Genomic DNA, 26,142 nt, shown 5'->3' on the forward strand with positions numbered 1-26,142 from the left:
CGGGGGGGGGGCCCGGGGGGGGCCCGGCCCGGGGGGGGGGGGGGGGGGGCGCCCGCCCCCGGGGGGGGGCGGGGGGGGCCCCCCGCCCCGCCGGGCCCCCCCCGCGGTGCGCGCTACGGCTGCCCGCCGCGCTCCAGCGGGATCCGCTCCCCGGCCTCGACCGCCGCCGGGAGGCGGTTCTCGGCGGGCGGCAGCGGGCAGGTCGCCAGGTCGGTGTAGGCGCAGGGCAGGTTGGTGGCCCGGTTGAAGTCGACCGTGACCCGGCCCTGCTCGTCCGGCGCCGGGACGCTCAGCGCCCGGTTCGCGGCGTACGTGGTGACGCCCGAGGTGGCGTCGGTGAACAGCACCTGCAGGCTGCCCGGCAGGTGGCCGTTGAACGCGGTCAGCCGGTGCGTGCCGCCCCCGCCGGGCAGCGTGAACTCGATCTCGCCCGGCGCGTCGTACACGTGCTGCAGGCCCTCGACGGCCGCGCCGACGGTCACCGGGCGCGGCTGCTCGAACGGCAGGTAGCGGCCGGTCAGCGCCCACCGCGGGTCCGGGGCGTACGCGGGGGTGCGGGTGAAGTCGCGCAGCAGCGGGTTGTCGGGGTGCCGGGGCCGGACGATGTCGTGGCCGCCGCGCTTGGCGACCTCGATCACCGCCTCGCCCGCCGTCGCGTACAGGCTGGCCCGCTCCGGCAGCACGCCGAAGCCGTGCCGTCCGCGCACCGGCTCGCCGTCCAGCAGCAGCTCCTCACCCTCGTCCAGCTCGACCCACACCCCGTCCGGGGCGGTCCACCAGGCGCCCGGCGCGTCCGGGAAGCGGGTCGGCTCGGCGTCCAGCCAGTGCAGGGAGGTGACGGCGAGGAAACCGTGCGGGTCGGCCAGGGCGCGCTGGCTCGCGGCGTGCCACTCCTCCCACTCACGGGTGAACTCGGCGGTGTCGACAGGCTCTTGAGTGGTCGTCATATCGCTTCCTCGGTAAGGGCGTTGGTCAGGGGCGGCAGGTCGAGGTGCTCGCGCAGGGTGCTGCCCTCGTACTCGGTGCGGAACACGCCGCGCTCCTGGAGCAGCGGCACGACGGTGTCGGCGAACTCGTCCAGGCCGCCCGGGGTCAGGTGCGGGGCGAGGATGAAGCCGTCGCTGGCGTCCTCCTGGACGAAGCGGTTCAGCTCCTCGGCGACCCGGGCCGGGGTGCCGATGAAGGACTGGCGACCGGTCACCTCGATCACCAGCTCCCGGATCGAGAGGTTCTTCGCCTCGGCCAGCGCCCGCCACTCGCGGGCCACCGCCAGCGGGTCCCGGTTCATCCGGACCGAGGCCCGGCCCCGCGCCACGGTGTGCTCGCCGACCAGCGGGTCCGCCTCCGGCAGCGGCCCCTCCGGGTCCAGGTCGGAGAGGTCCCGGTTCCAGACCTGCTCCAGCAGCCGGATCGCGGTCTGCCCGCTGACCTGCTGGCGGCGGACCAGCTCGGCCTTCTCGTGCGCCTCCGCGTCGGTGTCGCCCAGCACGAAGGTCACCGCGGGCAGGATCTTCAGCGAGTCGGCCGAGCGCCCGTACCTGGCCAGGCGGCCCTTCACGTCCGCGTAGAACGCCTTCCCGGCCTCCAGCGTGCCGTGCCGGGAGAAGATCGCGTCGGCCGAGGCGGCGGCGAACTCGCGGCCCTGCTCGCTGTCGCCCGCCTGGAAGATCACCGGCCGACCCTGCGGCGAGCGCGGCACGTCGAACCGACCGGCGATGTCGAACTCGCTGCTGCGGTACGCGAATTCACCCGCCTTCGGATCGCCCAGGAACTCCCCGGAGACCCGGTCGGCCAGCACCTCGTCGCCCCGCCAGGAGTCGAACAGCCGCCAGGACGCCTCCAGGAACTGCTGCGCCCGCGCGTACCGGTCCTCCTCGCGCAGGAAGCCGCCGCGCCGGAAGTTCTCGCCGGTGAACGCGTCCCAGGAGGTCACCACGTTCCACGCCGAGCGGCCCGCCGAGAGGTGGTCCAGCGAGGCGAACTGCCGTGCCACCTCGTACGGTTCGTTGAACGTCGAGTTGATCGTCCCGGCCAGGCCGAGCCGGTCGGTGACCGCCGCCAGCGCGGCCAGCACGGTGAAGGTGTCCGGCCGGCCGACCACGTCCAGGTCGTAGATCAGCCCGTTCTGCTCGCGCAGCCGCAGGCCCTCGGCCAGGAACAGGAAGTCGAACTTGGCGCGCTCGGCGGTCCGCGCCAGGTGCGCGAAGGAACTGAACTCGATCTGGCTGCCCGCCTGCGGGTCGCTCCACACCGTGGTGTTGTTCACGCCGGGGAAGTGCGCGGCCAGGTGGATCCGCTTGAGCGGCTTGCCGCTGCTGCTACCGCTACCGCTGCTGCTGCTCTCGTTGCTCATCTCGCGTGCTTTCCTTCGGAGTTCAGGCGCCGACGGCGGCAGGGGAGGCGGCGACGGCGGGCGCGGCGTAGCGGTTGGCGGGGCGCGGCAGGCCCAGCAGCCCGCGCAGGGTGGACGCCTCGTAGGCGGTGCGGAACAGGCCGCGGCGCTGCAACTCCGGCACCAGGCCGCGGGTGATCCGCTCCAGGTCGTACGGCAGCCGGCCCGGCCGCAGTCGGAAGCCCGACAGCCCCGCCTGCGCCAACTCCACCAGCAGATCGGCCAGTTCGGCGGAGGTGCCGGTGAACACCCGGGCGTCGCTGGTGTACTCGGAGCTCGCCGTCTCGTCCAGCCGGGCCAGCTGCTCGGCGGCCGAGCCGGGCCGCTCCTCCAGGAACACCACCAGGTCGGCGAAGACGTGCACCGTCTCCGCCTCCCGCCCGGCGGCCCGCTGGGCGGCCCGGATCTCGGCCACGACCGCCCGGGCCCCGTCCGCGTCGTGCGGGGTCACGAACGCCAGGTCGGTGGAGCGACCGGCCAGCCGGAACGGCTCGCCGCGGTGGGCGAGCGCCGCGACCAGCGGCTGGCCCTGCGGCGGGCGGGGCGTGATGGACGGGCCGCGCACCGAGAACCGGGAGCCCACGAAGTCGATGTAGTGCAGCTTGTTCCGGTCGATGAACCGGCCGGTCGCCGCGTCCCGGATCTCCGCGTCGTCCTCCCAGCTGTCCCACAGCCGGCGCAGCACCTCCACGTAGTCCTCGGCCTCGCCGAACGACTCGGCCAGCGCGGCCAGCCCGGCGGGGGAGTCCAGCTCCTCCAGCCGCAGCGGGAGCGGCTCGCGGCGGCCGAAGTGCGCGACCTCGTCGACCCGGGCCGACACCTTCACCCGCAGCCCGGCCCGGCCCTGGCTCACGAAGTCCAGCGTGGCCACCGCCTTCGACAGGTGGAACGGCTCGGTGTGCGTCACGACCGCCGTCGGCACCAGCCCGATGTGCCGGGTCAGCGGCGCGATCCGGGCCGCCACCAGCACCGCGTCCAGCCGCCCCCGGACCCGGTCGGTCCGCGCGTCCGGCTCGAACGGGTGCTCCGACTGCAGGCTCAGCCCGTCCTCGATGGTCAGCAGGTCGAGCAGGCCGCGCTCCGCCTCCGCCGCCAGGTCCGCCCAGTACCGGGCGGTGAACAACTCCTTCGGCCGGGCCTCCGGCTCCCGCCACGCGGCGGGGTGCCAACCGGCGCCGTCCAGCGCGACGGCCAGGTGCAGGGGGGAGGCGGCGGAGGAGGACGGGGGTGCTGCTGGGGATGCGGGCATGGCGGACCGGTTCCTGTTCACGGGAGTTCGCGGAAGTGCGCGGGAGTTCGCGGGGGAGGGGCGTACGGACGCGCCGGGGTGCGCACGGGGGCGCGGCCGGGACGCGGCGACGGAGGAAGAGGGAGGGGGAGGGGCGGCTGCGGGGTTCGGCTCAGCAGGCCGGACAGGCCGGACAGAGCGCGGTGCTCACCCGCAGCAGGTCGACCGGTCGGTCGAGGTACACCTCGCGCTCCTGGGACCGCACCGCCGCCACCTCCCCGTCCGCCTCTCGCGGCACCGCCCGGGTGCCGCCGTCCTCGCACCGTAACCCCGCACCCCGGCCCGGCACAACGCTGTTCATACAGCGGTAACGAACCGCCGACTCGGGCCCCGCGGACGGCCGTTGACATTCGGTTCGGGAGCGGCCTAGCTTGACCGCGACGGGACGATCCGGGAGGTGGACGGCGGTGCGGGCAGCGGAACGCGCGGTGTACCTCGACCGGCCCGTCGACCTCCAGCGCGTCAGCAGCGCGCTCTGTCCGGCCGGTTGAACCCGCAGCAGTACCGCCGTTCACCCGCCGCACGCCGCGTGCCACCCGCCGCACAGGAGCCGCACCGCCATGAGCCAGCGCACCGCCCTGCCCGCCTCCGACGTCGACCTCCTCGACAACCCGGCCTGGGCCGCCCTGACCGGCCCGCACGCCCACCTCGCCGAACGCGTCGGCCGGGCCGCCCGCTACCCCGTCGACGTCTCCCCGTTCACCGCGCTCGCCGACCCCGCCGACCCGCGGGCCTGGCAGGACCTCGCCGCCCTGGCCGGGCCGCCCGGCAGCACCACCCCCGTCACCGCCACCGACACCGCGCCCGCGGGCTGGGAGGTCCTGCAGTCCGGCCGCGGCACCCAGCTGGTCGCCACCGACCTGCGCACCGAAACCGCGCCCGAGGCGGTCGAGTTGGGGCCCGCCGACGTCCCCGAGATCCTCGACCTGATCGCCCGCACCCAGCCCGGGCCGTTCCTGCCCCGCACCGTCGCCCTCGGCCGCTACCTCGGCCTGCGCCACGGCGGCCGCCTGGTCGCGATGGCGGGCGAACGCCTGCGCCTGCCCGGCTGGACCGAGATCAGCGCCGTCTGCACCGACCCCGACCACCGCGGCCGCGGCCACGCCACCCGCCTGGTCCGCGCCGTCGCCCACGGCATCGAACAGCGCGGCGACACCCCGTTCCTGCACACCGCCGCCGACAACACCCGGGCGATCCGGCTGTACGAGTCGCTGGGCTTCACGCTGCGCCGCCACACCGCGTTCCTGCTGGTCCGCACCCCGGACGGGCCCACCCCGGCCGGGCCCACGCCGGACGGAGGACGGGAGCGATGAGCGCCGCGTTCCACTGGTTCCTGCCGACCGGCGGCGACGCCCGCGACCTGGGCGGCGCCGCCCACGGCACCGGCATCGGCGGACCCTCCGCCGCCGCCCCCGCCGACCGCCCCGCCACCCTCGGCTACCTCACCCAACTCGCGCAGGCGGCAGATCAGTTGGGCTACGAGGCGGTCCTCACCCCGACCGGCGCGCACTGCGAGGACGCCTGGATCACCACCGCCGCCCTGATCGCCGCCACCCGGCGGCTCAAGTTCCTGGTCGCCTTCCGCCCCGGCCTGGTCGAACCCGCGCTCGCCGCCCAGACCGCCGCCACCTTCCAACGCCTCTCCGGCGGACGGCTGCTGCTCAACGTGGTGGCGGGCGGCAGCGACGCCGAACAGCGCGGCTACGGCGACCGGCTCGACCACGACGCCCGCTACGCCCGGGCCGACGAGTTCCTCGACGTGGTCCGCACCGCCTGGCGCGGCACCCCGTACGACCACGCGGGCCCGCACTACCGGATCGACGGCGGACACCTGCGGCAGCCGCCCGAGCCCGTGCCGCGGATCTACTTCGGCGGCTCCTCCGACCCGGCGCTCGCCGTCGCCGCCCGGCACGCCGACACCTACCTCACCTGGGGCGAACCCGTCGCCCAGGTCGCCGAGAAGATCGCCCGGGTGCGCGAGCTCGCCGCCGCGCAGGGCCGCTCCCCGCGCTTCGGCCTGCGGGTGCACGTCCTGAGCCGGGCCACCGCCGCCCGCGCCCGCGCGGACGCCGAAGCGCTGCTGGCCGGGCTCGACGACACCGCGATCGCCGCCGGGCAGCAGCGGCTGCGCGCCCTGGAGTCCGTCGGCCAGCGCCGGATGCTGGACCTGCACGGCGGCCGTCGCGACCGCCTCTGGATCGCCCCCAACCTGTGGGCCGGCATCGGTCTGGTCCGCGGCGGCGCGGGCACCGCCCTGGTCGGCAGCCACCGCGAGGTCGCCGACCGCCTCGCCGAGTACCGCGCCGCGGGCGTCGACGAGTTCGTCCTCTCCGGCTACCCCCACCTCGAAGAGGCCTACACCTTCGCCGAACACGTCCGCCCGCTGCTCTGACCCCCGCTGGGGCCGGACCTCCCGCAGTCAGGGACGTTCGGCCCCTGCGCCCGCCGCCCTGCCGCGCCGTACCGTGGAGCCTCACCCGTAGGACGGGCCGGCGGGGCCGTGACACCCCGTCGGCCCACCGGGCGCGGGGTGGCCCCCGGACGGTGGCAGGGTCGCGACCGACGTCCGGCCGGACGGCCGCCGAGCCGCGGGAGACTGCCGTCGGGGCGTCAATTCCGGCGTGTAACTTCCACGTTGCGCGTTGACACGGCTGCGGCGGCGCGGACACCATGGACGCCGCCCGCGGCCTGCCGACACCGTTCCCGACCGATCAGGATTGGGAGCGCTCCCACGATGTTTGGGCAGGTCACCGGCCATCCGATCGGCATCCCCCACTCCCGTCGTCGCCCCCACCGCCGCCCCGGAAGGACGCCATGTCCCGTCCCGCTGCACCCCCACCCCGCCCGTCGCGCTCCGCCCGCCGCACCCGCCGCACCCTCCTCGGCCTGCTCGCGGCCGGAGCCGTGACCGCCGGTGCGCTGCTGCCGCTGCACAGCGCGGCCGCCGACGCCACCGCCGCGCCCCCGTACAACTACGGCGAGGCGCTGCAGAAGTCGCTGCTGTTCTACGAGGCCCAGCAGTCCGGCAAGCTGCCCGCCACCAACCGGGTGAGCTGGCGGGGCGACTCCGCGCTGGACGACGGCAAGGACGTCGGGCTCGACCTCACCGGCGGCTGGTACGACGCCGGTGACCACGTCAAGTTCGGCCTGCCGATGGCCGCTTCGACCACCATGCTGGCCTGGGGCGGCATCGCCGAGAAGGCGGGCTACACGGCCTCCGGGCAGATGCCGTACCTGAAGAACAACCTGCGCTTCGTCGACGACTACCTGATCAAGGCGCACCCCGCCCCCAACGTGCTCTACGGCCAGGTCGGCAGCGGCTCGGCCGACCACGCCTGGTGGGGCCCGGCCGAGGTGCTGCCGATGGCCCGGCCCGCGTACAAGATCGACGCCTCCTGCCCGGGCTCGGACCTGGCGGGCGAGACGGCCGCGGCGCTGGCCTCCTCCTCGATGGTCTTCGCCGACAGCGACCCGACGTACTCCGCGACGCTGCTCACCCACGCCAAGCAGCTGTACTCCTTCGCCGACACCTACCGCGGCAAGTACAGCGACTGCATCAAGGACGCCCAGGGCTACTACAACTCCTGGAGCGGCTACAACGACGAGCTGGTCTGGGGCGCGATCTGGCTCTACAAGGCCACCGGCGACAGCAGCTACCTGGCCAAGGCCGAGAGCTACTACGCCAACCTCTCCACCGAGCCGCAGTCCACGACCAAGTCCTACAAGTGGACGATCGCCTGGGACGACAAGTCCTACGGCGCCTACGTGCTGCTGGCCCAGCTCACCGGCAAGCAGCAGTACCTCGACGACGCCAACCGCTGGCTCGACTGGTGGACCGTCGGCGTCAACGGCAGCCAGGTCAAGTACTCCCCGGGCGGCGAGGCCGTGCTCGACTCCTGGGGGTCGCTGCGCTACGCCGCCAACACCTCCTTCGTCGCCCTGGTCTACTCCGACACGCTCACCGGCGACCCCGTCCGCAAGGCCCGCTACCACGACTTCGCGGTCCGCCAGATCGACTACGCGCTCGGCGACAACCCCCGCAAGTCCAGCTACCTGATCGGCTTCGGCGCCAACTCCCCGAAGAACCCGCACCACCGCACCGCCCACGGCTCCTGGACCGACCAGCTCACCAACCCCGTCAACAGCCGCCACACCCTGATCGGCGCCCTGGTCGGCGGCCCCAGCTCGGCCGACGACTCCTACACCGACGACCGCTCCAACTACGTCAACAACGAGGTCGCCACCGACTACAACGCCGCCTTCACCGGCGCGCTGGCCCGGCTCTACGGCGAGTACGGCGGCGCCCCGCTCGCCAACTTCCCGCCCAAGGAGACCCCGGACGGGCCGGAGATGTCCGTCCAGGCCTCGGTGAACGCCTCCGGCACCAACTTCACCGAGATCAAGGCCTACCTGATCAACAAGTCGGCCTGGCCGGCCCGCGCGCTCAAGAACGCCTCGTTGCGCTACTACTTCACCCTGGACCCGGGGGTGAGCCCGAGCCAGATCACCCTCACCACCAACTACAACCAGTGCGGCACGGTCAGCGGCCCGACGCCGTACTCCGGGTCCACCTACTACGTCACGGTCGACTGCTCCAACACCGTGATCGCCCCGGCCGGGCAGTCCGCCTACCGCAAGGAGGTCCAGTTCCGGATCGCCTCCGCGGGCGCCTGGGACCCGACCAACGACTGGTCGTACCAGGGCATCTCGCTCGTCCCGGGCTCGACGCCGGTGGACGCGGCCAACATCCGGCTGCTGGACGGGGGAGCGCCGCAGTGGGGCGCCGAACCGGGCGGCACCGGCCCCTCGCCGTCCCCGTCCCCGTCCCCGTCGGCTTCGGTCTCGTCCTCGCCCTCGCCGTCGCCGTCGCCGTCCCCGTCGCCCTCGGCCTCGGTGTCCGCCTCGCCGTCCCCGTCCCCGTCGCCCAGTGCGAGCGGCAGCCCGAGCCAGCCGGTCGCAGGGTGCGCGGTGGCCTACACCGTGGGCAGTAGCTGGGGCGGCGGTTTCACCGCCGACGTGACGGTCCGCAACACCGGGAGCAGCACCGTCTCCGGCTGGACCCTCGCCTGGACGTACCGGGGCAACGAGGTGGTCACCAACGCCTGGAACGCCAAGGTCGTCCAGAGCGGCGCGGCCGTCACCGCCACCGACGCGGGCTGGAACGGCACCCTGGCACCGGGCGGCACCGCCTCCTTCGGCTTCCAGGCCACCGGGACCCCCGCCGCGCTGCCCGCCTTCACCCTCAACGGCCGGGCCTGCAGCACCGCCTGATCCGCTCCCGGCACCTGAACGCCCCCGTCCCCGCCTCCCCGCGGGGGCGGGGGCGTTCGCGCGTGGCGGTGCGGCGCGGTGGCGCGGGTAAACATGTTGCTCCGCAAGATCACCGTATCGAGGTAAATACCCCCTGCCGTGCGGGCGAAGCGTCCGGGTGGGGCATTAGCGTTCCTCAAGATCCGGCCGGTTCGGCCACCCGTCCTGACGAGTCGTCATCCTTCCGACCTCCGAGGAGAGTTCGCCGCGATCCCCCTCGTGGCGGGCGGCCGCAGGCCGTTCGCCACCGTCCGCACGCCCGGGCGGACCCGCCCTTCCCCTTCCCCCAGTTAGGAGCCACGGATGCCCGAGCCAGGGCTCTCCTCTCCGTCCGCGCTCTCCCCGTCGACCGGCCCGTCCGACGAACCGCCGTTCCTGTCCGCCCTGACCGCGGTGCTGGAGGCCGCGGCCCGGGAGGTCGCGGCGGCCGCGCCCGCCGTCGATGCGTCCGCCGTCGACGTGCCCGCCGAGCCCGCCGATCCCGCACCCGGAGCCGTCCCCGCCGCGGCCGACCCCGGAGCGGCCGGGCTGGAGCGGATCCTGCGCGGCCCCAGCGGGCTCGGGACCGGCGGCCTCCTGCTGCCCTCCCGGCTCCCCGAACCGGCTCCCGCGACCGCCCCGGTGGATGCGGCCGCCCCGGTGGAGGGCGTCCCGGTGCCGGGCCTGTACTTCCACCCCGTCCCGGAGCCGGACCCGGTGCGGGTGGCGGAGGTCAGCCGCCGGATCAAGGACTGGGCGGTCGACGAGGTGGACCTCTTCCCGGACGAGTGGGAGGGCCAGTTCGACGGCTTCTCGGTCGGCCGCTACATGGTGGCCTGCCACCCGGACGCCCCGACGGTCGACCACCTGATGCTGGCCACCCGCCTGATGGTGGCCGAGAACGCGGTGGACGACTGCTACTGCGAGGACCACGGCGGCTCCCCGGTCGGCCTCGGCAGCCGCCTGCTGCTCGCGCACACCGCGCTGGACCCGCTGCACACCACGGCGGAGTACGCGCCGGGCTGGGCCGAGTCGCTGGGCGCGGACGCGCCGCGCCGGGCCTACCGCTCCGCGATGCAGTACTTCACCGAGGCGGCCAGCCCGTCCCAGGCCGACCGGTTCCGGCACGACATGGCGCGGCTGCACCTGGGCTACCTGGCCGAGGCGGCCTGGGCCGAGACCGACCACGTGCCCGAGGTGTGGGAGTACCTGGCGATGCGCCAGTTCAACAACTTCCGCCCGTGCCCGACCATCACCGACACCGTGGGCGGCTACGAGCTCCCGGCCGACCTGCACGCGCTGCCCGGCACCCAGCGGGTCATCGCGCTCGCGAGCAACGCCACCACCATCGTCAACGACCTGTACTCCTACACCAAGGAACTGGCCAGCCCCGGTCGGCACCTCAACCTGCCGGTGGTGATCTCCGAGCGCGAGGGGCTCTCCGACAAGGACGGCTACCTGAAGGCCGTCGAGGTCCACAACGAGCTGATGCGCGCCTTCGAGGCCGAGGCCGCCGCCCTCGCCGCCGCCTGCCCCGCCCCGCCGCTGCTGCGCTTCCTGCGCGGCGTCGCCGCCTGGGTCGACGGCAACCACCACTGGCACCAGACCAACACGTACCGCTACAGCCTCCCCAATTTCTGGTAACCACCGGTAAGAAACGGACACTTGCAGATGACCAGCACCGGCACCGCCACCGCGTTCGTCCCCGCGCCCGCACCCGCGACCGCCTACCAGGGCGACATCGCCCGCTACTGGAACAACGAGGCCCGCCCGGTGAACCTGCGCCTGGGCGACGTCGACGGGCTCTACCACCACCACTACGGCATCGGCGCGATCGACACCGAGTCCCTCGGCACCCCCGAGGACAGCGAGTACGAGAAGAAGCTGATCACCGAGCTGCACCGGCTGGAGTCCGCCCAGGCCGAGGTGCTCCTCGACCACCTCGGCCCGATCACGCCGGACGACACCCTGATGGACGCGGGCTGCGGCCGCGGCGGCTCGATGGTGATGGCCCACCAGCGCTTCGGCTGCAAGGTCGAGGGCGTCACCCTCTCCAGCACCCAGGCCGACTTCGGCAACCGCCGCGCCCAGGAGCTCGGCATCGCCGACCACGTCCGCTCCCGGGTCTGCAACATGCTCGACACCCCGTTCGCCAACGGCCAGATGTCCGGCTCGTGGAACAACGAGTCCAGCATGTACGTCGACCTGCACGACCTGTTCGCCGAGCACGCCCGGGTGCTCAAGGTCGGCGGCCGCTACGTCACCATCACCGGCTGCTGGAACCCGCGCTACGGCCAGCCCTCCAAGTGGGTCTCGCAGATCAACGCGCACTTCGAGTGCAACATCCACTCCCGCCGCGAGTACCTGCGCGCGATGGCCGACAACCGCCTCGTCCCGCAGGCCGTCATCGACCTGACCCCCGACACCCTCCCCTACTGGGAGCTGCGCGCCACCTCCTCGCTGGTCACCGGCATCGAGGAGGCGTTCATCGAGTCCTACAAGGACGGCTCCTTCCAGTACGTGCTGATCGCCGCCGACCGGGTCTGACACCCGGGCCGACGCCCCCGTCCCCGATCACGGGGGCGGGGGCGTCGGCGGTGCCGCGGGCCTCAGCCCAGGTCGTACACGGCGGTGACCGGCGCGTGGTCGGACCAGCGCTCGGCGTGGGTGGCGGCGCGCTCGACGCGGGCCTCGGCGCAGCGGGCGGCGAGGGCCGGGGTGGCCAGGTGGTAGTCGATCCTCCACCCGGCGTCGTTGTCGAAGGCGCGGCCGCGGTAGGACCACCAGGAGTAGGGGCCGTCCTGGTCGGGGTGCAGGCTGCGCAGGACGTCGACGTAGCCGTGCTCGTCCAGGACGCGGGAGAACCAGGCGCGCTCCTCGGGGAGGAAGCCGGCCTTCTTCTGGTTGGCCTTCCAGTTGCGCAGGTCGGCCTCGCGGTGGGCGATGTTCCAGTCGCCGCAGACCAGCACCTCGCGCCCCCCGGCGGCGGCGCGGGCGCGCAACTCGCCGAGGTGGACGAGGAATTCGGCCATGAAGCGTTCCTTCTCGTCCTGCCGCTCGGTGCCGACCTCGCCGGAGGGGAGGTACAGCGAGGCGACGGTCAGGCCCGGCAGGTCGAGTTCGGCGTAGCGGCCGGAGGCGTCGAACTCGGCGGAGCCGAAGCCGACCCGGGTGGCGTCGGGGGCGCGGCGGGAGAGCACGGCGACCCCGGCGCGGCCCTTGGCGGCGGCGGGCGCCCAGACGGCGTGCCACCCGTCGAGGCGGGCCAGCACGTCGGCGAACTGCCCGGCCTCGGCGCGCACCTCCTGCAGGCAGACCACCTCGGACTTGGTGTCGTCCATCCACTCCAGGAAGCCCTTCTTGGCGGCCGCCCGGATCCCGTTGACGTTGATCGTCGTGATGCTTTGCACGGAGCGAGGGTACCGGTCCGCCCCCGGAACCCGGCATTCCGGGCGAAGCGGGGCGCCATAGCGGGTCGGGGGGCGATGCGCAAGGAACCTTCCCCATTGGTCTTGACCATCTCGCCGGGCACCCCCTACTGTCACTTACTGCAAAGACCTTTAATAAAGAAGGACGGATAAAGCCCGCCTCCCCCACCTGCTGAAACGGGGAGCCGCGGTGGGCCTGTCGTCCCTCAGGGTGGAGGACACGGTGGGGCAAGGAACGCTCGCGGCGGTGGCGGAGCCGAAGTACTGGCACCTGCGCACGGTGCTGCTGCGCACCATGGACACCGAGTTCTCCACCGGCCAGGTGCTGCCCAACGAGCGCGAGCTCTCGGCGCGCTTCGGCGTGGCCCGGGCCACCCTCCGCCAGGCGCTGGACCAGCTGGAGCTGGAGGGCCGCCTGGTCCGCCGCCGCGGCATCGGCACCCTGGTCGCCGCCCCGCGGGTCGGCATCCAGGTCGCCGGGCGCGAGTCCGGCCGCTCCGGCGCCGTCCACGGCGGCCAGGACTGGAAGGTGGTGGACTGCACCACCGGCCCCGCCTCCGCCGCGCTGGCCCGCACCCTCGGCCTGACCGAGGGCGACCAGGTGCACACCGTCCGCCGCCTGCGCACCGCCCAGGGCGTGACGGTCGCCGTCGAGTCGCTGCACGTCCCCTCGGCCGCGCTGCCGCACCTCGCCGTCGTGGTCGACGACAACGACCGCGCCCGCGGCGTGCTGCGCCAGTTGGAGCGGATCGGCGTCGACGGGGAGTCCCGCTCGGTGGAGCTGGGCGTCGCCGAGACCGTCGAGGCCGCGCTGCTGGAGCGCCCCCCGGGCACCCCGGTGCTGGTGGTCACCACCCAGTACGCCGCGGCCGGTCGGCTGGCGGCGGTCGCGGTCTCCACCTACCGGGCCGACACCTGCAAGCTGACCTTCGGCGAGTCCGGCGCGGCCGTCAAGGTCGCCGCCAACGTCAAGGCCGCCGCCGTCTCCTGACGGCCCGTCAGACCGGGTTGTCGGCGGCCCCGGTTACGCTCCTTCCCACTGGCGGACGGTGGACAGGGGGCGGCACCATGACCGAGCAGGTCGAGCAGGGCAGGCGGGGAGAACGGACGGAGTCGCCGGACCACGGCCGGGCGCTCACCGAGCGGGTCCTCGCCCGCGTCCGGGCCGACCCGTCCCGCCAGGTGCTCGCCCACGACCGGTTCGCCGGGCCGTGGGTCGAGGGCCCGCTCCGCCCGCGCCCCGACCTGACGGCGTTCCCGAGCGGCCACCCGCTGCCGCCCAGCCTGCGCGCCTGGCTGGCGTACGACAGCGGCATGCTGGAGCGCCACGGCTGGTTCGACCGCGGCGGCGCCCTCGCGCCGCGCACCCTCGGGGAGATCGCCGTCGAGGAGTACGGCGAGCTGTGGGGCTCCTGCTACGAGCCGTTCTCCGCGCTGTTCGGCGAGTGCTTCCTGCTGCCCGGCGGCTCCGACTCGCGCCGGGTCCTGTCGGTGGGCCCGCACGGCGAGCGCGACGAGCTGGGCGAGTACCCGGTGTTCGCGCTCGACGTCGACGACCTGCCGTACGCCGTCCTGATGCACCCGGGCTTCGACGTCTACCTCGCCGAGACCGCGGGCGTCCTGCCGTCCGACGACCGCCCCGGCCACGACCGCCCCGGTTACGACCGGCTCAGGCACGACCCCCGGTACGCGGCCCGGATGCGGGCGCACGCCCGGGGGCGGCTCAAGGGCGAGTACGAGCTGCTCTGCCTGTGACCGTCACCGCCACCGCTACCGCGCGGCGGGCGGGTCGACGGCGAACAACTGCTCCTCGACGTGGTCGAGGGCGACCCGCAGCGCACCCATCGCGACCACGTCCGAGCCGAGCGCGGCGAGCGCGACCTCGGGGGCGCGCAGGGTGTAGCGGGCGAGCTGCTCGCGCAGCGGCTCCAGGACGCCGTCCAGTCCGGCCGCCCAGCCGCCGACCACGACGAGCTCCGGGTCGAGGGCGAGGACCAGTGCGGTGACGTCGTGGACGAGGCGGCCCAGGAAGCGGTCCATGGCGACCTGGGCGACCTGGTCGCCCTCCCGGGCCAGCCGCAGGACGCGGGCCACCGCGGCCTCGTCCAGCGGGTCGAGCGGCTTGCCGGTGGTGGACAACAGCCGTTCGGGGGTGGCCTGTCGGCCGAGCAGGTGGAGCGCGCCGATCTCGCCCGCCGCGCCGCCGTGGCCGCGGTGCAGGCGCCCGCCGATCAGCGAACCGGCGCCGGGGCTGAGCCCGGCCATCACGAACACCACGTCGCCCTTGCCGACCGCCGCGCCCTTCCAGTGCTCGGCGATGGCGGCCAGGTTGGCGTCGTTCTCGATCACCACCGGGCAGCGGAAGGAGCGGCGCAGCCGGGCGCCGAGGTCGAGGCCGGTCCAGCCGGGCATCGCGGTGCCGAGCCGGACGGTGCCGTCGCGGTCGACGATGCCGGGGGTGCCGACGGCGACCTCCCACAGGCTGTCGCGGGAGACCCCGGCCTTGCGCAGCACCTCGGCGACGGTGGTGCGGACCAGGGTGAGGCGGTCCTCGGCCTCGAGCGCCTCGTCCACCGTCTTGGCGTGGCTGGCCAGGATCTCGCCCGCCAGGTCGGCCAGCACGACCCGCAGGTCGTGGACGCCGATCTCGATGCCCAGCACGTGCCCGGCCTCGGCGCGGAAGCGGAACCAGCGGGCCGGGCGGCCGCGTTGGCGCCCCGTCTCCTGGCCGTGCTCGACCTCGGCGACCAGCCCGGACTCCAGCAGCCCCTCGATCACGCCCTCGACGGTCGGCCGGGACAGGCCGGTGTCGCCGACGAGCTGGGTGAGCGTGACGGCCTGCCCGTCGCGCAACGACCGCAGGGTGACCGCCGCGTTGATGCGCCGCAGCAGTGAGGAGTCCCCTCCGGTGAGCCGGTCCGTCAAGTCGCTGCCCTTCCGCTTCGCGCGATCGCCCTGGCGCGCGGTGCCGTGGAGCGCGGGGTCGCCCCTCCCGCCGTGGTCGGGCGGGTGCGGGCCCGCGCGGAGCCGCCGCCCGCGGACCGGCACCGTGGGGTGCCGCGACCTGGGCGTCTGCCCGGATCGTACTCGCGCGGCCCTCGGCGGGGCGAGCGTTTCCGCAGCTCATAACGGCTTCGGTATCGAAACGGTACGTCGTCCGTGACCGGGGGGTGACCCGTCGGCGGCGGCGCCGTGGTGCGCCCGGGCCGGTCACCGGCTCCGGGCCGCCGGTCACCGGGCCGGGGCCGCCGGTCACTGGCCCTAGGCTTGGGTGCCATGGGGAACAACACCGCCGCGGTGCGTCAGTCCGCGCCCACCGACACCGAGTTCGTCCGGGCCCACACCGCTCCCGGGCCGGTGCCGTTCGTGCCGGAGGTGCGGCTGCGGATGGCGCAGGACGCGATCGTGCTGTGGGAGACCACCGAGCGGGCCCGCGGGAAGGAGGGGCTGCCGCCGCCGTTCTGGGCGTTCCCGTGGGCGGGCGGGGTGGCGGTGGCCCGGTACGTGCTCGACCACCCCGAACTCGTGCGCGGCCGCCGGGTGCTGGACCTGGCGGCGGGCTCCGGCCTGGTCGCCGTCGCGGCGGCGCTCGGCGGCGCGGCCGCGGTGCGGGCCGCCGAGATCGACGCGTACGCGGTGGCCTCGATCGAGGTGAACGCGGAGCTGAACGGCGTCGCGGTGGCGGCCGAGTTGGCCGACGTGCTGGACGGCGACGGCGCCCCGGACGAGGTGGTGCTGGCCGGGGACGTGTTCTACGAACGCTCGATGGCCGCCCGCTTCCTGCCGTTCCTGGAGCGGGCCGCCGCCCGGGGCGCGACCGTGGTGGTCGGCGACCCCGGACGGGCCTACCTGCCGCGCGGGCGCTTCACCGCGCTCGCCGAGTACACCGTCCCGGTCGCCGCCGACCTGGAGGACGCGGCCGAGAAGGCCACCACGGTGTGGACGCTGCGCGGCTGACACGGCGTCAGGTCCCGGTCGGGCGCGGCGCGGGCGGGCTGACGGACGCCGAGGGCGGTGCCGAGGGCGGTGCCGACGGCGGGACCAGGCAGGTCGGGCCGGGTGAGGAGGCGCTCGCCGACGGGCTGACCGGGGGAGTCGTCAGGGCGGTGGCGGTGGTGGTGGCGGCAGCGAAGGAGCTCGGGGTCGGCGGGCCGGGCAGGGGCGAACTGGGCGGCGCGCCGGTCATGTCCGGGCAGGCCGGCAGGCCGGTGCTGCTGTCGTACAGCGACACCCGCCGCACCTGGTAGGGCCCCTGCCCGTACCAGCCGTGGAAGTACACGGTGAGCGTCCGGGTCGTCCCGCCGGTGCGGACCACGGTGTGCAGCCTGGTCCGCTCCGGCCCGTCGGCCCACAGGTAGGTGGTCTCGGCCTCGTTGCCGGTGACGCCGACGAAGGCGTACGCGCCGGAGACGTCCGCCGTCAGGTCGTAGCTGGTGTACGGCCGGACCGTCACCCGCTGGCTGCACCCGGCGAAGTCGTAGCCGCCCGGTCGGCCCTCGACGCCCTGCTCCAGGCGGCGGACGTCGCCGTCGCAGGTCCAGTTGTCGGCCAGTGGCTGCAGGAACGAGCCGTCCCGGACGGCCTCCTGGGCGGCCGCGGCGCTGCCCGTGCCGAGCAGGGCGAAGCCCGCGGTGGCGGCCAGCAGTGCGAGGGAGGCGAGGGCGCCGAGCGGGACGCGCTCGCGGTGACGACGGCGGGGGCGGGAGTGGTGGGGCAGGGGTGCACGCATGCCGGCTCCGGGTGGGGGAGGTGGACGGGCAGCGGTGCGAGGGAGTGAGCACACCATGGGGGACGCCGCGGGTGCGCGTCAAGACCGGGTAAAGGACGCCTCCGACCCGCCGACGGCAGTGCGCGGGACGGAGGTTGACGGAGGGTCGGAAGCCGATCGGATGCGGCTGCGGAACGGGCTGCTGCCGGGCGGGAGGGTGGTGCCGCACGGGTGGGGCGGGGTGCCGGGCCCGCACGGCCGGATCCACGGCACCGACTCGAAGCGCGGGTTCGGGATCAGCCGGGTGGTCGGCGGGGTCGCGACGGCCGGGCCGCCCGGGCCGAGCGCGACCACGGCGGTCGGCGCGGCTGCGGCGCGGGCACTGCCCAGCGGTCGGCCGGTGGTCCTGGCGGTCCTGGCGGGCCTGACGGGTCTGACGGACCGTGCCCGGTGCCGTCGAGGGGCGGGGGAGGGGCCGGGGGAAAGCGTTGGCGGGGCTGCTGACCTGCCTGGTAGGAACGTCCGCATGAACGAGTACGAACTGCGGGCCGCGCGCCCCGAGGACATCGACGCCGTGCTGGCCTTCTGGGCCGAGGCCGCCGAGGGCACCAGCATCAGCGACGACCGGGCGGGCGTGGCCCGGTTGCTGGAGCGCGACCCGCAGGCGCTGATCCTGGCCGAGCACGAGGGCGCGATCCTCGGCACCGTCATCGCGGGCTGGGACGGCTGGCGCTGCCACCTCTACCGCCTCGCCGTCCACCCCGCCGCCCGCCGCCGCGGCATCGGCACCGCCCTGCTGGACGCCGCCCACGCCCGCTTCACCGCGGTCGGCGGCCGCCGGGCCGACGCCATGGTGCTGGAGCACAACGACCTCGGCCGGTCCGCCTGGCAGGCCGCGGGCTACGGCCGCGAGGACCAGTGGCGGCGCTGGACCAGGCCGCTGCCGTCGGCCGCCGCTCCCGACGCCTCCTGACGCTTCCCGGCGCCTCCCGGGCCCTCCTGGTCCGGCGTCAAGTCGACCGTCGCCGAAGGCTGTTGGGCCGCGCCCTTCCCCGGGACACTGGTGGCCATGGACGAGGTCGAAGTCGTGGTCGCCCACTCCGAGCGCGCGACCCTCCGGGTGGGCGAGGTGTTCCTGAAGGTGGACGCCGACCGGGCCCGGATGGACGCCGAGGTCGCGGCGATGTCGCTGGCGCCGGTCCCGACCCCGGCGGTGCTGTGGTGCGAGCCGCCGGTGCTCGCACTGGCCGCCCTGCCCGGGGCGCCGCTGGGGCACCTGGGCGGCCCGTCGACCGGGTCGCGGGCGGGCTGGGCCGCGGCGGGCGCCACCATCCGGCAGTTGCACGACGCGCCGCTGCCGCCCAGGCCCGGCCGGGCCGGGCGGAGCGCCGAGGAACTGGCGGTGGAACTCGACGAGGAGTGCGGGCTGCTGGTGGCGAGCGGCCTGCTGCCCGCCGACCTGGTCGCCCGCAACCGCCGGGTCGCCGAGGCCGCGCTCCGGCCGTGGACCCCGGCGTTCACGCACGGCGACCTGCAGATCGCGCACGTCCTCGTCGCGGACGACGAGGTCACGGGCGTCATCGACTGGTCCGAGGCGGGCCGCGGCGACGCCCTGTACGACCTCGCCACCTTCACGCTCGGGCACGAGGAGCGCCTGGACGACCTCCTGGCCGGCTACGGCGGCGACGTCGACCGCGAGGCGATCCGCGGCTGGTGGTCGCTGCGGAGCCTGCTGGTGGTCCGCTGGCTGGCCGGGCACGGCTTCGACCCCTTCGCGCCCGGCTGCGAGGTCGACGTACTGCGGGCCCGGATGTGAGGACCCGGGCGTGAGGGTCCGGGCGTGAGACCCGGGCCGCAGCAGGTCGTCCGGGAAAAGTGCCGGGTGGGAAAAGCGCTGGGCGGGACGGTGCGCACCGGGCAGGATGCGGGCATGCGCAGTCCTGACGAGAACGACCCCGAACTGAGGGAGCTGGTCCGCCGCTACGTGACGCCCGACCGCCGGTACCTCAAGCTGGGCGCCGGCCTGCTGCGCCGGGAGGCGACCGAACGCGAGGCGTTCCTGCGGGAGTTGGGGCGCGACGCCGCCGCGATCACCCCGTCGGAGCTGGCCGTCCTGCTGGAGGGCGGGTGGCGCGAGCGCACGACGGCGGCCTGGCTGATCGCGGTCGCCGGGCGGGCCGGGTTCCGCGAGCGGCTCGGCGAACTGCTGCTGGCCAGCGAGGTCTGCTACGCGGGGACGGCGTACGCGCTCGCGCTCGCCGTCCTCGGCACCCCCGCCGACGCGGACCTGCTGGTCGCCTACCTGGACCGCTACCTGCGCCGTCCGGACCTCTGCTACGACCAGCCGGCCGCGATCGGCGCGCTCCTGCGCCTCGACGCCGGGCTCGGCGCGGACCGGGCCGCCCGGTTCCTCGCCCCGGGCGGCCTCTGGGAGCAGTGGATCGGCGGCCCGCCCCGCGAGGAGCACCACAGCACGCCGGACCGCCACCGGGGGGCCGTCGACGAGCTGCGCGCCCTCGTCGGGGAGAGCGCGCGGCACTGCGCGGTGCGGGAGCGCTGACCGGCGGCGGCCGGGCGGCCCCGGCCCCGCCGCTGCGGCCGCGTTCAGGCGGCCTTGAGGGTGCCGCCGTCGATGACGTGGTCGGCGCCGTGGATGTTGGCGGCGCGGTCGGAGAGCAGGAAGACCACCAGGTCGGCGACCTCCTCGGGGGTGGTCAGGCGGCCGGAGGCGCTGCCGATCCGGGCGGGGAGGTCGGCCAGCAGCGCCTCGTGGGGGACGCCGAGGAAGTCGGCGAAGTGGCCGCCGTAGCTGGTCGGGTCGGTCCACATGGCGGTGGCGGTGGGGCCGGGGGAGACGGTGTTGACGCGGACGCCGCGCGGGGCCAGTTCCTCGCTGAGGCGCTTGCCGAACTGGTTGAGCGCGGCCTTGGCCTCCGCGTAGCCGACCGGGGAGCCGAGGGGGGTGCGGCCGTTGATGGACGAGACGTTGACGATGGCCCCGCCCCGTTCCAGCAGGCTCGGCAGGGCGGCCCGGGTGGTGCGCACCGCGCTGAACAGGTTGAGCTCCAGCAGCGACTGCCACTGCTCGTCGGGGACGTCCAGCACGCTGCCCAGCACCATCCGGTCGGTGTCGCCCGCGCCGACGTTGTTGACCAGCAGGTCGATCCCGCCGACCGCGTCCAGGGCCTGCCGGACGGCCTCGGCCGCGCCCTGCGCCGTGCCCAGGTCGACCAGGGCGACGGCCGCCGCGACCTCGGCCAGTTCGGGGCTCGCGGAGCGGGTGGCCCCGACCACCTTGACGCCCTCGGCGGCGAGGGCGCGGGCGACGGCCAGGCCGATGCCGCGCCCGGCGCCGGTGACCAGGGCGGTGCGTCCGTCGAGTCCGAGATCCATGGCAGTCCTCATTCCGAATAGTTCTTGAACCAGAGGTCAAATATGTGGGCGTGCAGCGCCCCCGCCGGGCGGGGCGGGGGAGGTCAGAGGTGGGCGACGGCGGTGTCGATGGCCGCGTGCACCGTCTCCCGGTCGAAGATCCGGGCCGTGACCCGGAGGCCGGCGAGGGTCACCATCAGGAAGCGGGCCTGCTCGGCGGCGTCCACCGCGGCGGGCACGTCGCCGTCCAGCTTGCCACGCTCGATCCGGGCGGCCAGCAGGTCGGCGCTGCGCTCCACCGCGCGGCGCACCGCCGCGGTGGCGCCCTCGTCGCGCCCGCCGAGCTCCAGCGCGGTGTTGACGGCCAGGCAGCCGCGCCGCACCGGGGCGTCGAAGTCCACGTCGACCAGCAGGCGCAGGTAGGCGCGGACGCGCTCCTTCGTGCTGCCGGGGGCGGCGAGGAACTCCTCGGCGAACGCGGTGCCGGCCCGGTCGTACAGGTCCAGCGCCCGTCCGAACAGCTCCCGCTTGGAGCCGAAGGCGTGGTAGAGGCTGCCCTTGCCGATCCCGGCAGCCTCCGCCAGTTCGGCGGGGGAGGACCCGGCGTAGCCGTTGGTCCAGAACACCTCCATCGCCTGCGCGACGGCGGTTTCCTCGTCGAACTGCTTCGGCCTTCCCATGCGTCTGACGCTACGACATATTTGACCCGGGGGTCAACAACCTTCCGGTCGCCGCCCCCGGGCCTCTGCTCGGAGACCTACGCGAAGGCCTGCTCGAAGGCCTACTCGAAGGCCGCCGCCGCCTCCCGCAGCGCCCGCACCACCGTCTCCGGGTCGTACGGCGCGGCCGGGCCCGGCAGGTAGGTGACCGAGCGCAGCGCCCCGGTGTAGCGGAAGGAGCGGTGGCGCTCCCACAGCGGCCAGGACACCGGCGACTTGCGGTCCACGCCGACGCTGATGCCCTGGAACGGCGCCATCCCGATCAGCTGGTGCACCGGGCCGAGCGCGCCCGTCACCACCCCGTCCACCCGCACCTCGAACGTCCACTTCAGGTCGGCCACCGCGGTCGCCTCCAGCGCCACCAGGTGCGCCCCGGGCGGCAGTTCGCCCGCGTCGGCCTCGAACAGCTCGCCGTACTGGTTGTACGCCAGGTGCAGCCGCCCGTCCTCCACGTACAGGCTGTAGCCGCCGCCCTGGTCGCCGTGCGAGAGCAGCACGCCCTGGTCGTCGGCGCCGTGGTGGTCCAGCGCCACCTCGGCGGTGAAGGAGCGGAACGCCACCAGCCGGGAGGAGCGGTAGCGCTCCAGCTCCGGCGTTCCGGCCAGCAGGGTGACCGGGCGGCGCAGCGCCTCCTCCTCCGGGTTGCGCAGCGCGAACGCGCCGGAGGCGTCGGAGAGCGGGAAGACCCCGTTGCGCCAGGCCGCGTCCTCCCAGGCCTGCGCCAACTCCTTGACCAGCTCCGGGTGTTCGGCCGACAGGTCGTGGATCTCGGTCGGGTCGGTGCGCAGGTCGTACAGTGCCCACTCGCCGTCGTCGTAGGGCGCCCCGGGCCGGTGCAGGGTCACCAGCTTCCAGCCGTCCCGGTAGTACGAGCGATTGCCGGTCATCTCGCAGTACTGCTCCGGGTGGGTGGACGGCGCCCCGGCCTCCCGCAGCACGGACGCGAAGGAGACCCCGTCCAGCTCCTGCACCGGCACCCCGCCGCGCTCCGACGGCCGCCGCACGCCGGTGAGTTCGAGCAGCGTGGGCAGCAGGTCGGTGACGTACTGGTACTGGTCGCGCACCCCGTCGTCGCCCGCCGCGCGCGGCAGCCCGGCCGGCCAGGACAGCACGAACGGCACCCGCACGCCGCCCGCGTAGGTCTGGCCCTTGTACAGCCGGAACGGCGTGTTGGAGGCCATGCCCCAGCCGCGCGGGTAGTGCACCAGCGACTGCGGACCGCCGATCAGGTCGATCTCCCGCTGCACGTCCGGGTTCCAGTCCGCGGGCAGGTTCGGGTGGTGGACGAAGCGGCTGAAGTAGCTGCGGGTGCCCTCCGCGCCGCCCTCGCCGGTGCCGCCGTTGTCGGAGGTGAACACCACGATGGTGTTGTCGAGTTCGCCGAGCTGCTCCAGCACGGCGGTCAGCCGCCCCAGGTTCCGGTCGACGTTGTCGACCATCGCGGCGTACACCTCCATGTAGCGGGCGTACAACTTCCGCTGCACCTCGTCGAGTTCGTCCCACGCCCCGACCTCGTACCCGGCCTCGCCGTTGCGCTCCGGCAGCTCGGTGCCGGGCGGGAAGTGCCCGGCCGCCAACTGCCGGGCGAAGCGCTGCGCCCGCAGCTCGTCCCAGCCGCCGTCGTAGCGGCCGCGGTGCCGTTCCAGGTCCTCCGGCTTGGCCTGCAGCGGGCCGTGCACCGCGTTGTGCGCCAGGTAGAGGAAGAACGGCTTGTCGGCGTCGTGCGCCCGCAGCGACTTGACCATGCCGATCGCCTGGTCGGTGATGTCGTCGGTGTAGTAGTAGCCGTCCGGGAACTCGTCGATGTCCAACGGCGAGTTGTCGCGCACCAGTTGGTGCGGGTGGAACAGGCTGGTCAGCCCCTCCAGCACCCCGTAGTACTGGTCGAAGCCCTTCTGCAGCGGCCAGTTGGCCCGGTCGTCGGCCGCCGAGGAGGCGGAGTCCCGGGTCAGGTGCCACTTGCCGACCGCGTACGTCGCGTACCCGGCGTCGTGCAGGGTCTGCGCCAGGGTGGGGACGTCGTCCGCGATCTCCATCCCGTACCCGGGGAAGCCCGGGTCGGCGTTGGCCACGAAGGAGTACCCCACCCGGTGCGGGTTCAGACCGGTCAGCAGCGCCGCCCGGGCCGGTGAACACAGCGGCATGGTGTGGTAGTTGGCGAGCTTCACGCCCCGCTCGGCCAGGCCGTCCAGGGTCGGCGTCGGCACCTCCGAGCCGAACGGCCCGATGTCGCTGTAGCCCAGGTCGTCGACCAGCACCACCACCACGTTCGGCGCCCCCTCGCGCGGGCGCACCCGCCGCGGCCAGGACGGCACCGACTCGCCGAACGTCCGCCCCACCCGCCCGGGGAAGCCCGCGTAGGGGTCGCGGCGGTGGCCGCTCTCGTCGCTCTCGCTCACAACAGGCTCCCGGAAGTAGGGGTGGGAAGGGACGGGACGGCCGCCAGCAGCTCGGCCGTGTAAGGGTGTTCGGGGGAGGTGACCACCCGGTCGGCCGGGCCGCTCTCCACGATCCGGCCCCGGTGCAGCACCGCGATCCGGTGGCTGACCTGCCGCACCACCGCCAGGTCGTGCGCGATGAACAGCACCGCCAGGCCCAACTCCCGCTGCAGGCGCGCCAACAGGTCGATCACCTGGGCCTGGATCGACACGTCCAGCGCCGACACCGGCTCGTCGCACACCAGCACGCTCGGCCGGGGCGCCAGTGCCCGGGCGATGCCGATCCGCTGCCGCTGGCCGCCGGAGAACTCGCGCGGCGAACGGGCCGCCGCCGACGCCTCCAGGCCCACCTGCTCCAGCAGTTCGGCCACCCGGGCCTGCCGCTGCGCCCGGTCGCCGACCTTGTGGGCGATCAGCGGTTCGGCGATGATCCGGCCCACCGTCAGCCGCGGGTTCAGCGAGGCGTACGGGTCCTGGAAGACCATCTGGATCTCCCGGCGGGCCCGGCGGCCGTCCAGCGGCTGCCCGGCGAAGCTGATGCTGCCCGCGTCGGGCGCGTGCGCGCCCACCAGCGCCCGGGCCAGCGTCGACTTGCCCGAACCGGACTCGCCGACCAGGCCCAGCGTCTCGCCCGGGTGCAGGTCGAGGTCGACCGACTCCAGCGCCGGGCTGCGCCGCCGCCGCGGACCGTACGCCTTCGCCAACCCGCGCACCACCAGCAGCGGTTCGGCCCCCGGGGTGCTGTTCCCGGCCGCCCGGGACGGGGCGTCCAGCCGCGGCACCGCCGCCAGCAGCGACCTGGTGTACGCGTGCTGCGGGGCGGTCAACAGGCGTGCGGTGGCGCCCTGTTCGACCACCTCGCCGTCGCGCATCACCAGCAGCCGCGAGCAGGTCTCGGCGATCACGCCCAGGTCGTGGCTGATCACCACCAGCGCGGTGCCGCGCTCCCGGTTGATCCGGGCCAGCAGCCGCAGGATCTGCCGCTGCACGGTCGGGTCCAGCGCGGTGGTCGGCTCGTCCGCGACCAGCACCTGGGCGTCGTGCGCCAGCGCCAGGGCGATCATGATGCGCTGGCGCTGGCCGCCGGAGAACTGGTGCGGGTGGTCGCCCAGCCGGGAGGCCGCCTTCGGCACGCCCACCAGCTCCAGCAACTCCACCGCCCGGGCGGCTCGTTCGGCCTTCGGGCGGCGCTCGCCGTGCGCCCGCAGCGCCTCGTCCAACTGGCGGCCCACCGGGAGCACCGGGTTCAGCGAGGACATCGGGTCCTGGAAGATCATCGCGATCCGCCTGCCGCGCACCGCCCGCAGCGCCTCCTCGGGCAGCCCCGCCAGGTCCTGCCCGTCCAACTCCACCGCCCCGCCGGTGATCCGGCCCCCGGCGGGCAGCATCCGCAGCAGCGCCAGCGCGGTCGTCGACTTGCCCGACCCGGACTCGCCCACGATCCCCAGGCTCTCCCCGGCCCCCAGCGCGAAGTCCACCCCGCGCACCACCGCCCGCTCCCCGAACGCCACGCCCAGCTCCCGCACCCGCAGCAACTCGGCGGTGGGGGGCGGGGGTTGCTCCGCCAGCGGCGGGCGGTCGATCAGTTCGGTCATCGTGCGGCCCTCCGGTTCGGGACGTCGCCGGGAAGTCGGCTGGGGTCGGGCTCCCGTGCTCATGAGCGCGCCCCGCGGTTCAGCGCCTCGGCCAGCAGGGTGAAGCCGAGGACGAGGGCGGTGGTGACGGCCAGCGGGGCGGCCGCCAGGACGGGGTGGGTGTCCAGGTAGGCGACCGAGCCGCTGATCAGACTGCCCAGGGTGGGCTCCGGCGGGCGGACGCCCAGGCCGAGGAAGCTGAGCGCGCCCTCGATGAAGACGCCCACCGACAGGGCGACCGCGCCCTGCACGATCAGCGGGTCGACCGCGTTCGGCAGCACGTGCCGCAGCAGCACCCGGGCCCGGCCCGCACCGCCCACCCGGGCGGCCAGCGCGTACTCGCGCTCCCGCTGCACCAGCACGCCGGCCCGCAACTGCCGTCCGAAGTACGGGATCTCGGCCAGCGCGATGATGATCACCACCGGCCAGCGGCCCGGCCCGAGGATCGCCGTCACCGCCAGGCCGAGGATCAGCCCGGGGAAGGACAGCACCAGGTCGAACAGCCGCTGCACCACCAGGTCGGCGGCCCGCGAGGTGCCCGCCAGCAGGGCCAGCGCCGCACCGATCAGCGCGCCCGCCGGAACGGCCGTCAGGATGATCGACAGGTCGGTGAGGATGCCGTGCAGGACCCGGCTGAGCAGGTCCCGCCCGATGTCGTCGGTGCCCAGCGGGTGGTCCCCGCTCGGTGCGGCCAGCGCCTGCGCGCCCTGCGCGTCCGGGTCGGCGTCGGTCAGCCAGGGGGCCAGCAGCCCGGCCAGCGCCACCGTCCCGACCAGCACCAGGCCGGTCACGCCCCGCCAGGTCCGCAGCCCGGCGACGTAGCGGTTGCGGCTGCGCGCACCGGCAGCCAGGGGAAAGGAGATCGTGGTCATCG

22 protein-coding genes are annotated in these 26,142 nt (G+C 74.7%); 11 read left to right on the top strand and 11 right to left on the bottom strand.

Annotated features, from left to right (window positions below; genetic code table 11):
- Positions 1–113 precede the first annotated feature (113 nt).
- The 3 genes from ACFY00_RS17485 to ACFY00_RS17495 are packed head-to-tail and all read right to left on the bottom strand — an operon-like array spanning position 114 to position 3,641.
- A complete protein-coding gene (locus ACFY00_RS17485) occupies positions 114–947 on the bottom strand; it encodes a DUF1684 domain-containing protein (RefSeq protein WP_388032336.1) in 834 nt (277 codons plus the stop codon).
- On the bottom strand, positions 944–2,353 hold the full coding sequence (locus tag ACFY00_RS17490; protein WP_388032338.1) for an NtaA/DmoA family FMN-dependent monooxygenase: 1,410 nt from the start codon (positions 2,351–2,353) through the stop codon (positions 944–946). The genes ACFY00_RS17485 and ACFY00_RS17490 overlap by 4 nt, the downstream gene beginning before the upstream one ends.
- A 22-nt stretch (positions 2,354–2,375) precedes the next feature.
- Positions 2,376–3,641, bottom strand: a complete 1,266-nt coding sequence (locus tag ACFY00_RS17495; RefSeq protein ID WP_388032339.1) for an LLM class flavin-dependent oxidoreductase — start codon at positions 3,639–3,641, stop codon at positions 2,376–2,378.
- Positions 3,642–4,240: 599 nt separating this feature from the next.
- On the opposite strand from ACFY00_RS17495, the gene ACFY00_RS17500 reads away from it, so the two are divergent.
- The 5 genes from ACFY00_RS17500 to ACFY00_RS17520 all read left to right on the top strand — a co-directional run bounded on the left by ACFY00_RS17500 (position 4,241) and on the right by ACFY00_RS17520 (position 11,516).
- Entirely contained in the window at positions 4,241–4,993 is a 753-nt protein-coding gene (locus ACFY00_RS17500) for a GNAT family N-acetyltransferase (RefSeq protein ID WP_388032340.1), read from the top strand.
- Entirely contained in the window at positions 4,990–6,072 is a 1,083-nt protein-coding gene (locus tag ACFY00_RS17505) for an LLM class flavin-dependent oxidoreductase (protein ID WP_388032341.1), read from the top strand. The genes ACFY00_RS17500 and ACFY00_RS17505 overlap by 4 nt, the downstream gene beginning before the upstream one ends.
- A 422-nt stretch (positions 6,073–6,494) precedes the next feature.
- A complete protein-coding gene (locus tag ACFY00_RS17510) occupies positions 6,495–8,951 on the top strand; it encodes a glycoside hydrolase family 9 protein (protein WP_388032342.1) in 2,457 nt (818 codons plus the stop codon).
- A 342-nt stretch (positions 8,952–9,293) separates the two neighbouring features.
- Positions 9,294–10,613: a family 2 encapsulin nanocompartment cargo protein terpene cyclase gene (locus ACFY00_RS17515; protein WP_388032344.1), complete on the top strand. Its 1,320-nt coding sequence runs from the start codon at positions 9,294–9,296 to the stop codon at positions 10,611–10,613.
- Positions 10,614–10,640: 27 nt separating this feature from the next.
- Positions 10,641–11,516 (top strand): geranyl diphosphate 2-C-methyltransferase, encoded by an 876-nt coding sequence (locus tag ACFY00_RS17520; protein WP_388032346.1) that lies wholly within the window; start codon positions 10,641–10,643, stop codon positions 11,514–11,516.
- Positions 11,517–11,578: 62 nt separating this feature from the next.
- Here ACFY00_RS17520 and ACFY00_RS17525 read toward each other — a convergent pair whose 3' ends face one another.
- Positions 11,579–12,370 (bottom strand): exodeoxyribonuclease III, encoded by a 792-nt coding sequence (locus ACFY00_RS17525; protein ID WP_388032501.1) that lies wholly within the window; start codon positions 12,368–12,370, stop codon positions 11,579–11,581.
- A gap of 250 nt (positions 12,371–12,620) precedes the next feature.
- On the opposite strand from ACFY00_RS17525, the gene ACFY00_RS17530 reads away from it, so the two are divergent.
- Together ACFY00_RS17530 and ACFY00_RS17535 are read left to right on the top strand one after the other, a co-directional pair.
- Positions 12,621–13,388: a GntR family transcriptional regulator gene (locus tag ACFY00_RS17530; protein ID WP_388032348.1), complete on the top strand. Its 768-nt coding sequence runs from the start codon at positions 12,621–12,623 to the stop codon at positions 13,386–13,388.
- A 77-nt stretch (positions 13,389–13,465) separates the two neighbouring features.
- Positions 13,466–14,152: a hypothetical protein gene (locus tag ACFY00_RS17535; protein ID WP_388032350.1), complete on the top strand. Its 687-nt coding sequence runs from the start codon at positions 13,466–13,468 to the stop codon at positions 14,150–14,152.
- Positions 14,153–14,167: 15 nt separating this feature from the next.
- Here ACFY00_RS17535 and ACFY00_RS17540 read toward each other — a convergent pair whose 3' ends face one another.
- On the bottom strand, positions 14,168–15,322 hold the full coding sequence (locus ACFY00_RS17540) for an ROK family protein (protein WP_388032352.1): 1,155 nt from the start codon (positions 15,320–15,322) through the stop codon (positions 14,168–14,170).
- A gap of 351 nt (positions 15,323–15,673) precedes the next feature.
- Here ACFY00_RS17540 and ACFY00_RS17545 point away from each other — a divergent pair, with 351 nt between their 5' ends.
- Positions 15,674–16,354: a class I SAM-dependent methyltransferase gene (locus ACFY00_RS17545; protein WP_388032354.1), complete on the top strand. Its 681-nt coding sequence runs from the start codon at positions 15,674–15,676 to the stop codon at positions 16,352–16,354.
- Positions 16,355–16,361: 7 nt separating this feature from the next.
- Here ACFY00_RS17545 and ACFY00_RS17550 read toward each other — a convergent pair whose 3' ends face one another.
- Positions 16,362–17,126 carry a hypothetical protein gene (locus ACFY00_RS17550; protein WP_388032356.1) on the bottom strand — a complete coding sequence of 255 codons (765 nt, stop codon included), beginning with the start codon at positions 17,124–17,126 and terminating at the stop codon, positions 16,362–16,364.
- 505 nt (positions 17,127–17,631) lie between these two features.
- Between ACFY00_RS17550 and ACFY00_RS17555 the strand changes: the two genes are divergently transcribed.
- From ACFY00_RS17555 to ACFY00_RS17565, 3 genes are all read left to right on the top strand, one after another.
- Positions 17,632–18,078 carry a GNAT family N-acetyltransferase gene (locus ACFY00_RS17555; RefSeq protein ID WP_388032358.1) on the top strand — a complete coding sequence of 149 codons (447 nt, stop codon included), beginning with the start codon at positions 17,632–17,634 and terminating at the stop codon, positions 18,076–18,078.
- Between the two features lie 96 nt (positions 18,079–18,174).
- Positions 18,175–18,921 carry a phosphotransferase family protein gene (locus ACFY00_RS17560; RefSeq protein WP_388032360.1) on the top strand — a complete coding sequence of 249 codons (747 nt, stop codon included), beginning with the start codon at positions 18,175–18,177 and terminating at the stop codon, positions 18,919–18,921.
- A 114-nt stretch (positions 18,922–19,035) separates the two neighbouring features.
- Positions 19,036–19,665 carry a DUF6000 family protein gene (locus ACFY00_RS17565; RefSeq protein WP_388032362.1) on the top strand — a complete coding sequence of 210 codons (630 nt, stop codon included), beginning with the start codon at positions 19,036–19,038 and terminating at the stop codon, positions 19,663–19,665.
- Positions 19,666–19,709: 44 nt separating this feature from the next.
- On the opposite strand, the gene ACFY00_RS17570 is transcribed toward ACFY00_RS17565, so the two are convergent.
- From ACFY00_RS17570 to ACFY00_RS17590, 5 genes are all read right to left on the bottom strand, one after another.
- Positions 19,710–20,498, bottom strand: a complete 789-nt coding sequence (locus ACFY00_RS17570) for an SDR family oxidoreductase (protein ID WP_388032364.1) — start codon at positions 20,496–20,498, stop codon at positions 19,710–19,712.
- An 83-nt stretch (positions 20,499–20,581) separates the two neighbouring features.
- The gene (locus ACFY00_RS17575; RefSeq protein WP_388032366.1) at positions 20,582–21,157 is read right to left on the bottom strand and encodes a TetR/AcrR family transcriptional regulator; all 576 of its coding nucleotides are present in this window, start codon (positions 21,155–21,157) and stop codon (positions 20,582–20,584) included.
- Positions 21,158–21,258: 101 nt separating this feature from the next.
- On the bottom strand, positions 21,259–23,595 hold the full coding sequence (locus ACFY00_RS17580) for a sulfatase-like hydrolase/transferase (RefSeq protein WP_388032368.1): 2,337 nt from the start codon (positions 23,593–23,595) through the stop codon (positions 21,259–21,261).
- Positions 23,592–25,229 (bottom strand): dipeptide ABC transporter ATP-binding protein, encoded by a 1,638-nt coding sequence (locus tag ACFY00_RS17585; RefSeq protein WP_388032370.1) that lies wholly within the window; start codon positions 25,227–25,229, stop codon positions 23,592–23,594. The genes ACFY00_RS17580 and ACFY00_RS17585 overlap by 4 nt, the downstream gene beginning before the upstream one ends.
- A gap of 59 nt (positions 25,230–25,288) precedes the next feature.
- Positions 25,289–26,140 carry an ABC transporter permease gene (locus ACFY00_RS17590; protein WP_388032371.1) on the bottom strand — a complete coding sequence of 284 codons (852 nt, stop codon included), beginning with the start codon at positions 26,138–26,140 and terminating at the stop codon, positions 25,289–25,291.
- Between the last annotated feature and the right edge of the window lie 2 nt (positions 26,141–26,142).

It is taken from the genome of Kitasatospora sp. NPDC001540 (assembly GCF_042894345.1).
GTDB classification, from domain to species: domain Bacteria; phylum Actinomycetota; class Actinomycetes; order Streptomycetales; family Streptomycetaceae; genus Kitasatospora; species Kitasatospora phosalacinea_C.

Excerpts from the sequence above, each read along its gene's own strand:
- ACFY00_RS17560 (WP_388032360.1), top strand. The coding sequence starts at position 18,175 with ATGGACGAGGTCGAAGTCGTGGTCGCCCACTCCGAGCGCGCGACCCTC.
- ACFY00_RS17510 (WP_388032342.1), top strand. The coding sequence starts at position 6,495 with ATGTCCCGTCCCGCTGCACCCCCACCCCGCCCGTCGCGCTCCGCCCGC.
- ACFY00_RS17505 (WP_388032341.1), top strand. The coding sequence starts at position 4,990 with ATGAGCGCCGCGTTCCACTGGTTCCTGCCGACCGGCGGCGACGCCCGC.
- ACFY00_RS17500 (WP_388032340.1), top strand. The coding sequence starts at position 4,241 with ATGAGCCAGCGCACCGCCCTGCCCGCCTCCGACGTCGACCTCCTCGAC.
- ACFY00_RS17570 (WP_388032364.1), bottom strand. The coding sequence starts at position 20,498 with ATGGATCTCGGACTCGACGGACGCACCGCCCTGGTCACCGGCGCCGGG.
- ACFY00_RS17585 (WP_388032370.1), bottom strand. The coding sequence starts at position 25,229 with ATGACCGAACTGATCGACCGCCCGCCGCTGGCGGAGCAACCCCCGCCC.
- ACFY00_RS17495 (WP_388032339.1), bottom strand. The coding sequence starts at position 3,641 with ATGCCCGCATCCCCAGCAGCACCCCCGTCCTCCTCCGCCGCCTCCCCC.
- ACFY00_RS17535 (WP_388032350.1), top strand. The coding sequence starts at position 13,466 with ATGACCGAGCAGGTCGAGCAGGGCAGGCGGGGAGAACGGACGGAGTCG.
- ACFY00_RS17555 (WP_388032358.1), top strand. The coding sequence starts at position 17,632 with ATGAACGAGTACGAACTGCGGGCCGCGCGCCCCGAGGACATCGACGCC.
- ACFY00_RS17590 (WP_388032371.1), bottom strand. The coding sequence starts at position 26,140 with ATGACCACGATCTCCTTTCCCCTGGCTGCCGGTGCGCGCAGCCGCAAC.
- ACFY00_RS17565 (WP_388032362.1), top strand. The coding sequence starts at position 19,036 with ATGCGCAGTCCTGACGAGAACGACCCCGAACTGAGGGAGCTGGTCCGC.
- ACFY00_RS17520 (WP_388032346.1), top strand. The coding sequence starts at position 10,641 with ATGACCAGCACCGGCACCGCCACCGCGTTCGTCCCCGCGCCCGCACCC.
- ACFY00_RS17545 (WP_388032354.1), top strand. The coding sequence starts at position 15,674 with ATGGGGAACAACACCGCCGCGGTGCGTCAGTCCGCGCCCACCGACACC.
- ACFY00_RS17490 (WP_388032338.1), bottom strand. The coding sequence starts at position 2,353 with ATGAGCAACGAGAGCAGCAGCAGCGGTAGCGGTAGCAGCAGCGGCAAG.
- ACFY00_RS17485 (WP_388032336.1), bottom strand. The coding sequence starts at position 947 with ATGACGACCACTCAAGAGCCTGTCGACACCGCCGAGTTCACCCGTGAG.
- ACFY00_RS17550 (WP_388032356.1), bottom strand. The coding sequence starts at position 17,126 with ATGCGTGCACCCCTGCCCCACCACTCCCGCCCCCGCCGTCGTCACCGC.
- ACFY00_RS17575 (WP_388032366.1), bottom strand. The coding sequence starts at position 21,157 with ATGGGAAGGCCGAAGCAGTTCGACGAGGAAACCGCCGTCGCGCAGGCG.
- ACFY00_RS17515 (WP_388032344.1), top strand. The coding sequence starts at position 9,294 with ATGCCCGAGCCAGGGCTCTCCTCTCCGTCCGCGCTCTCCCCGTCGACC.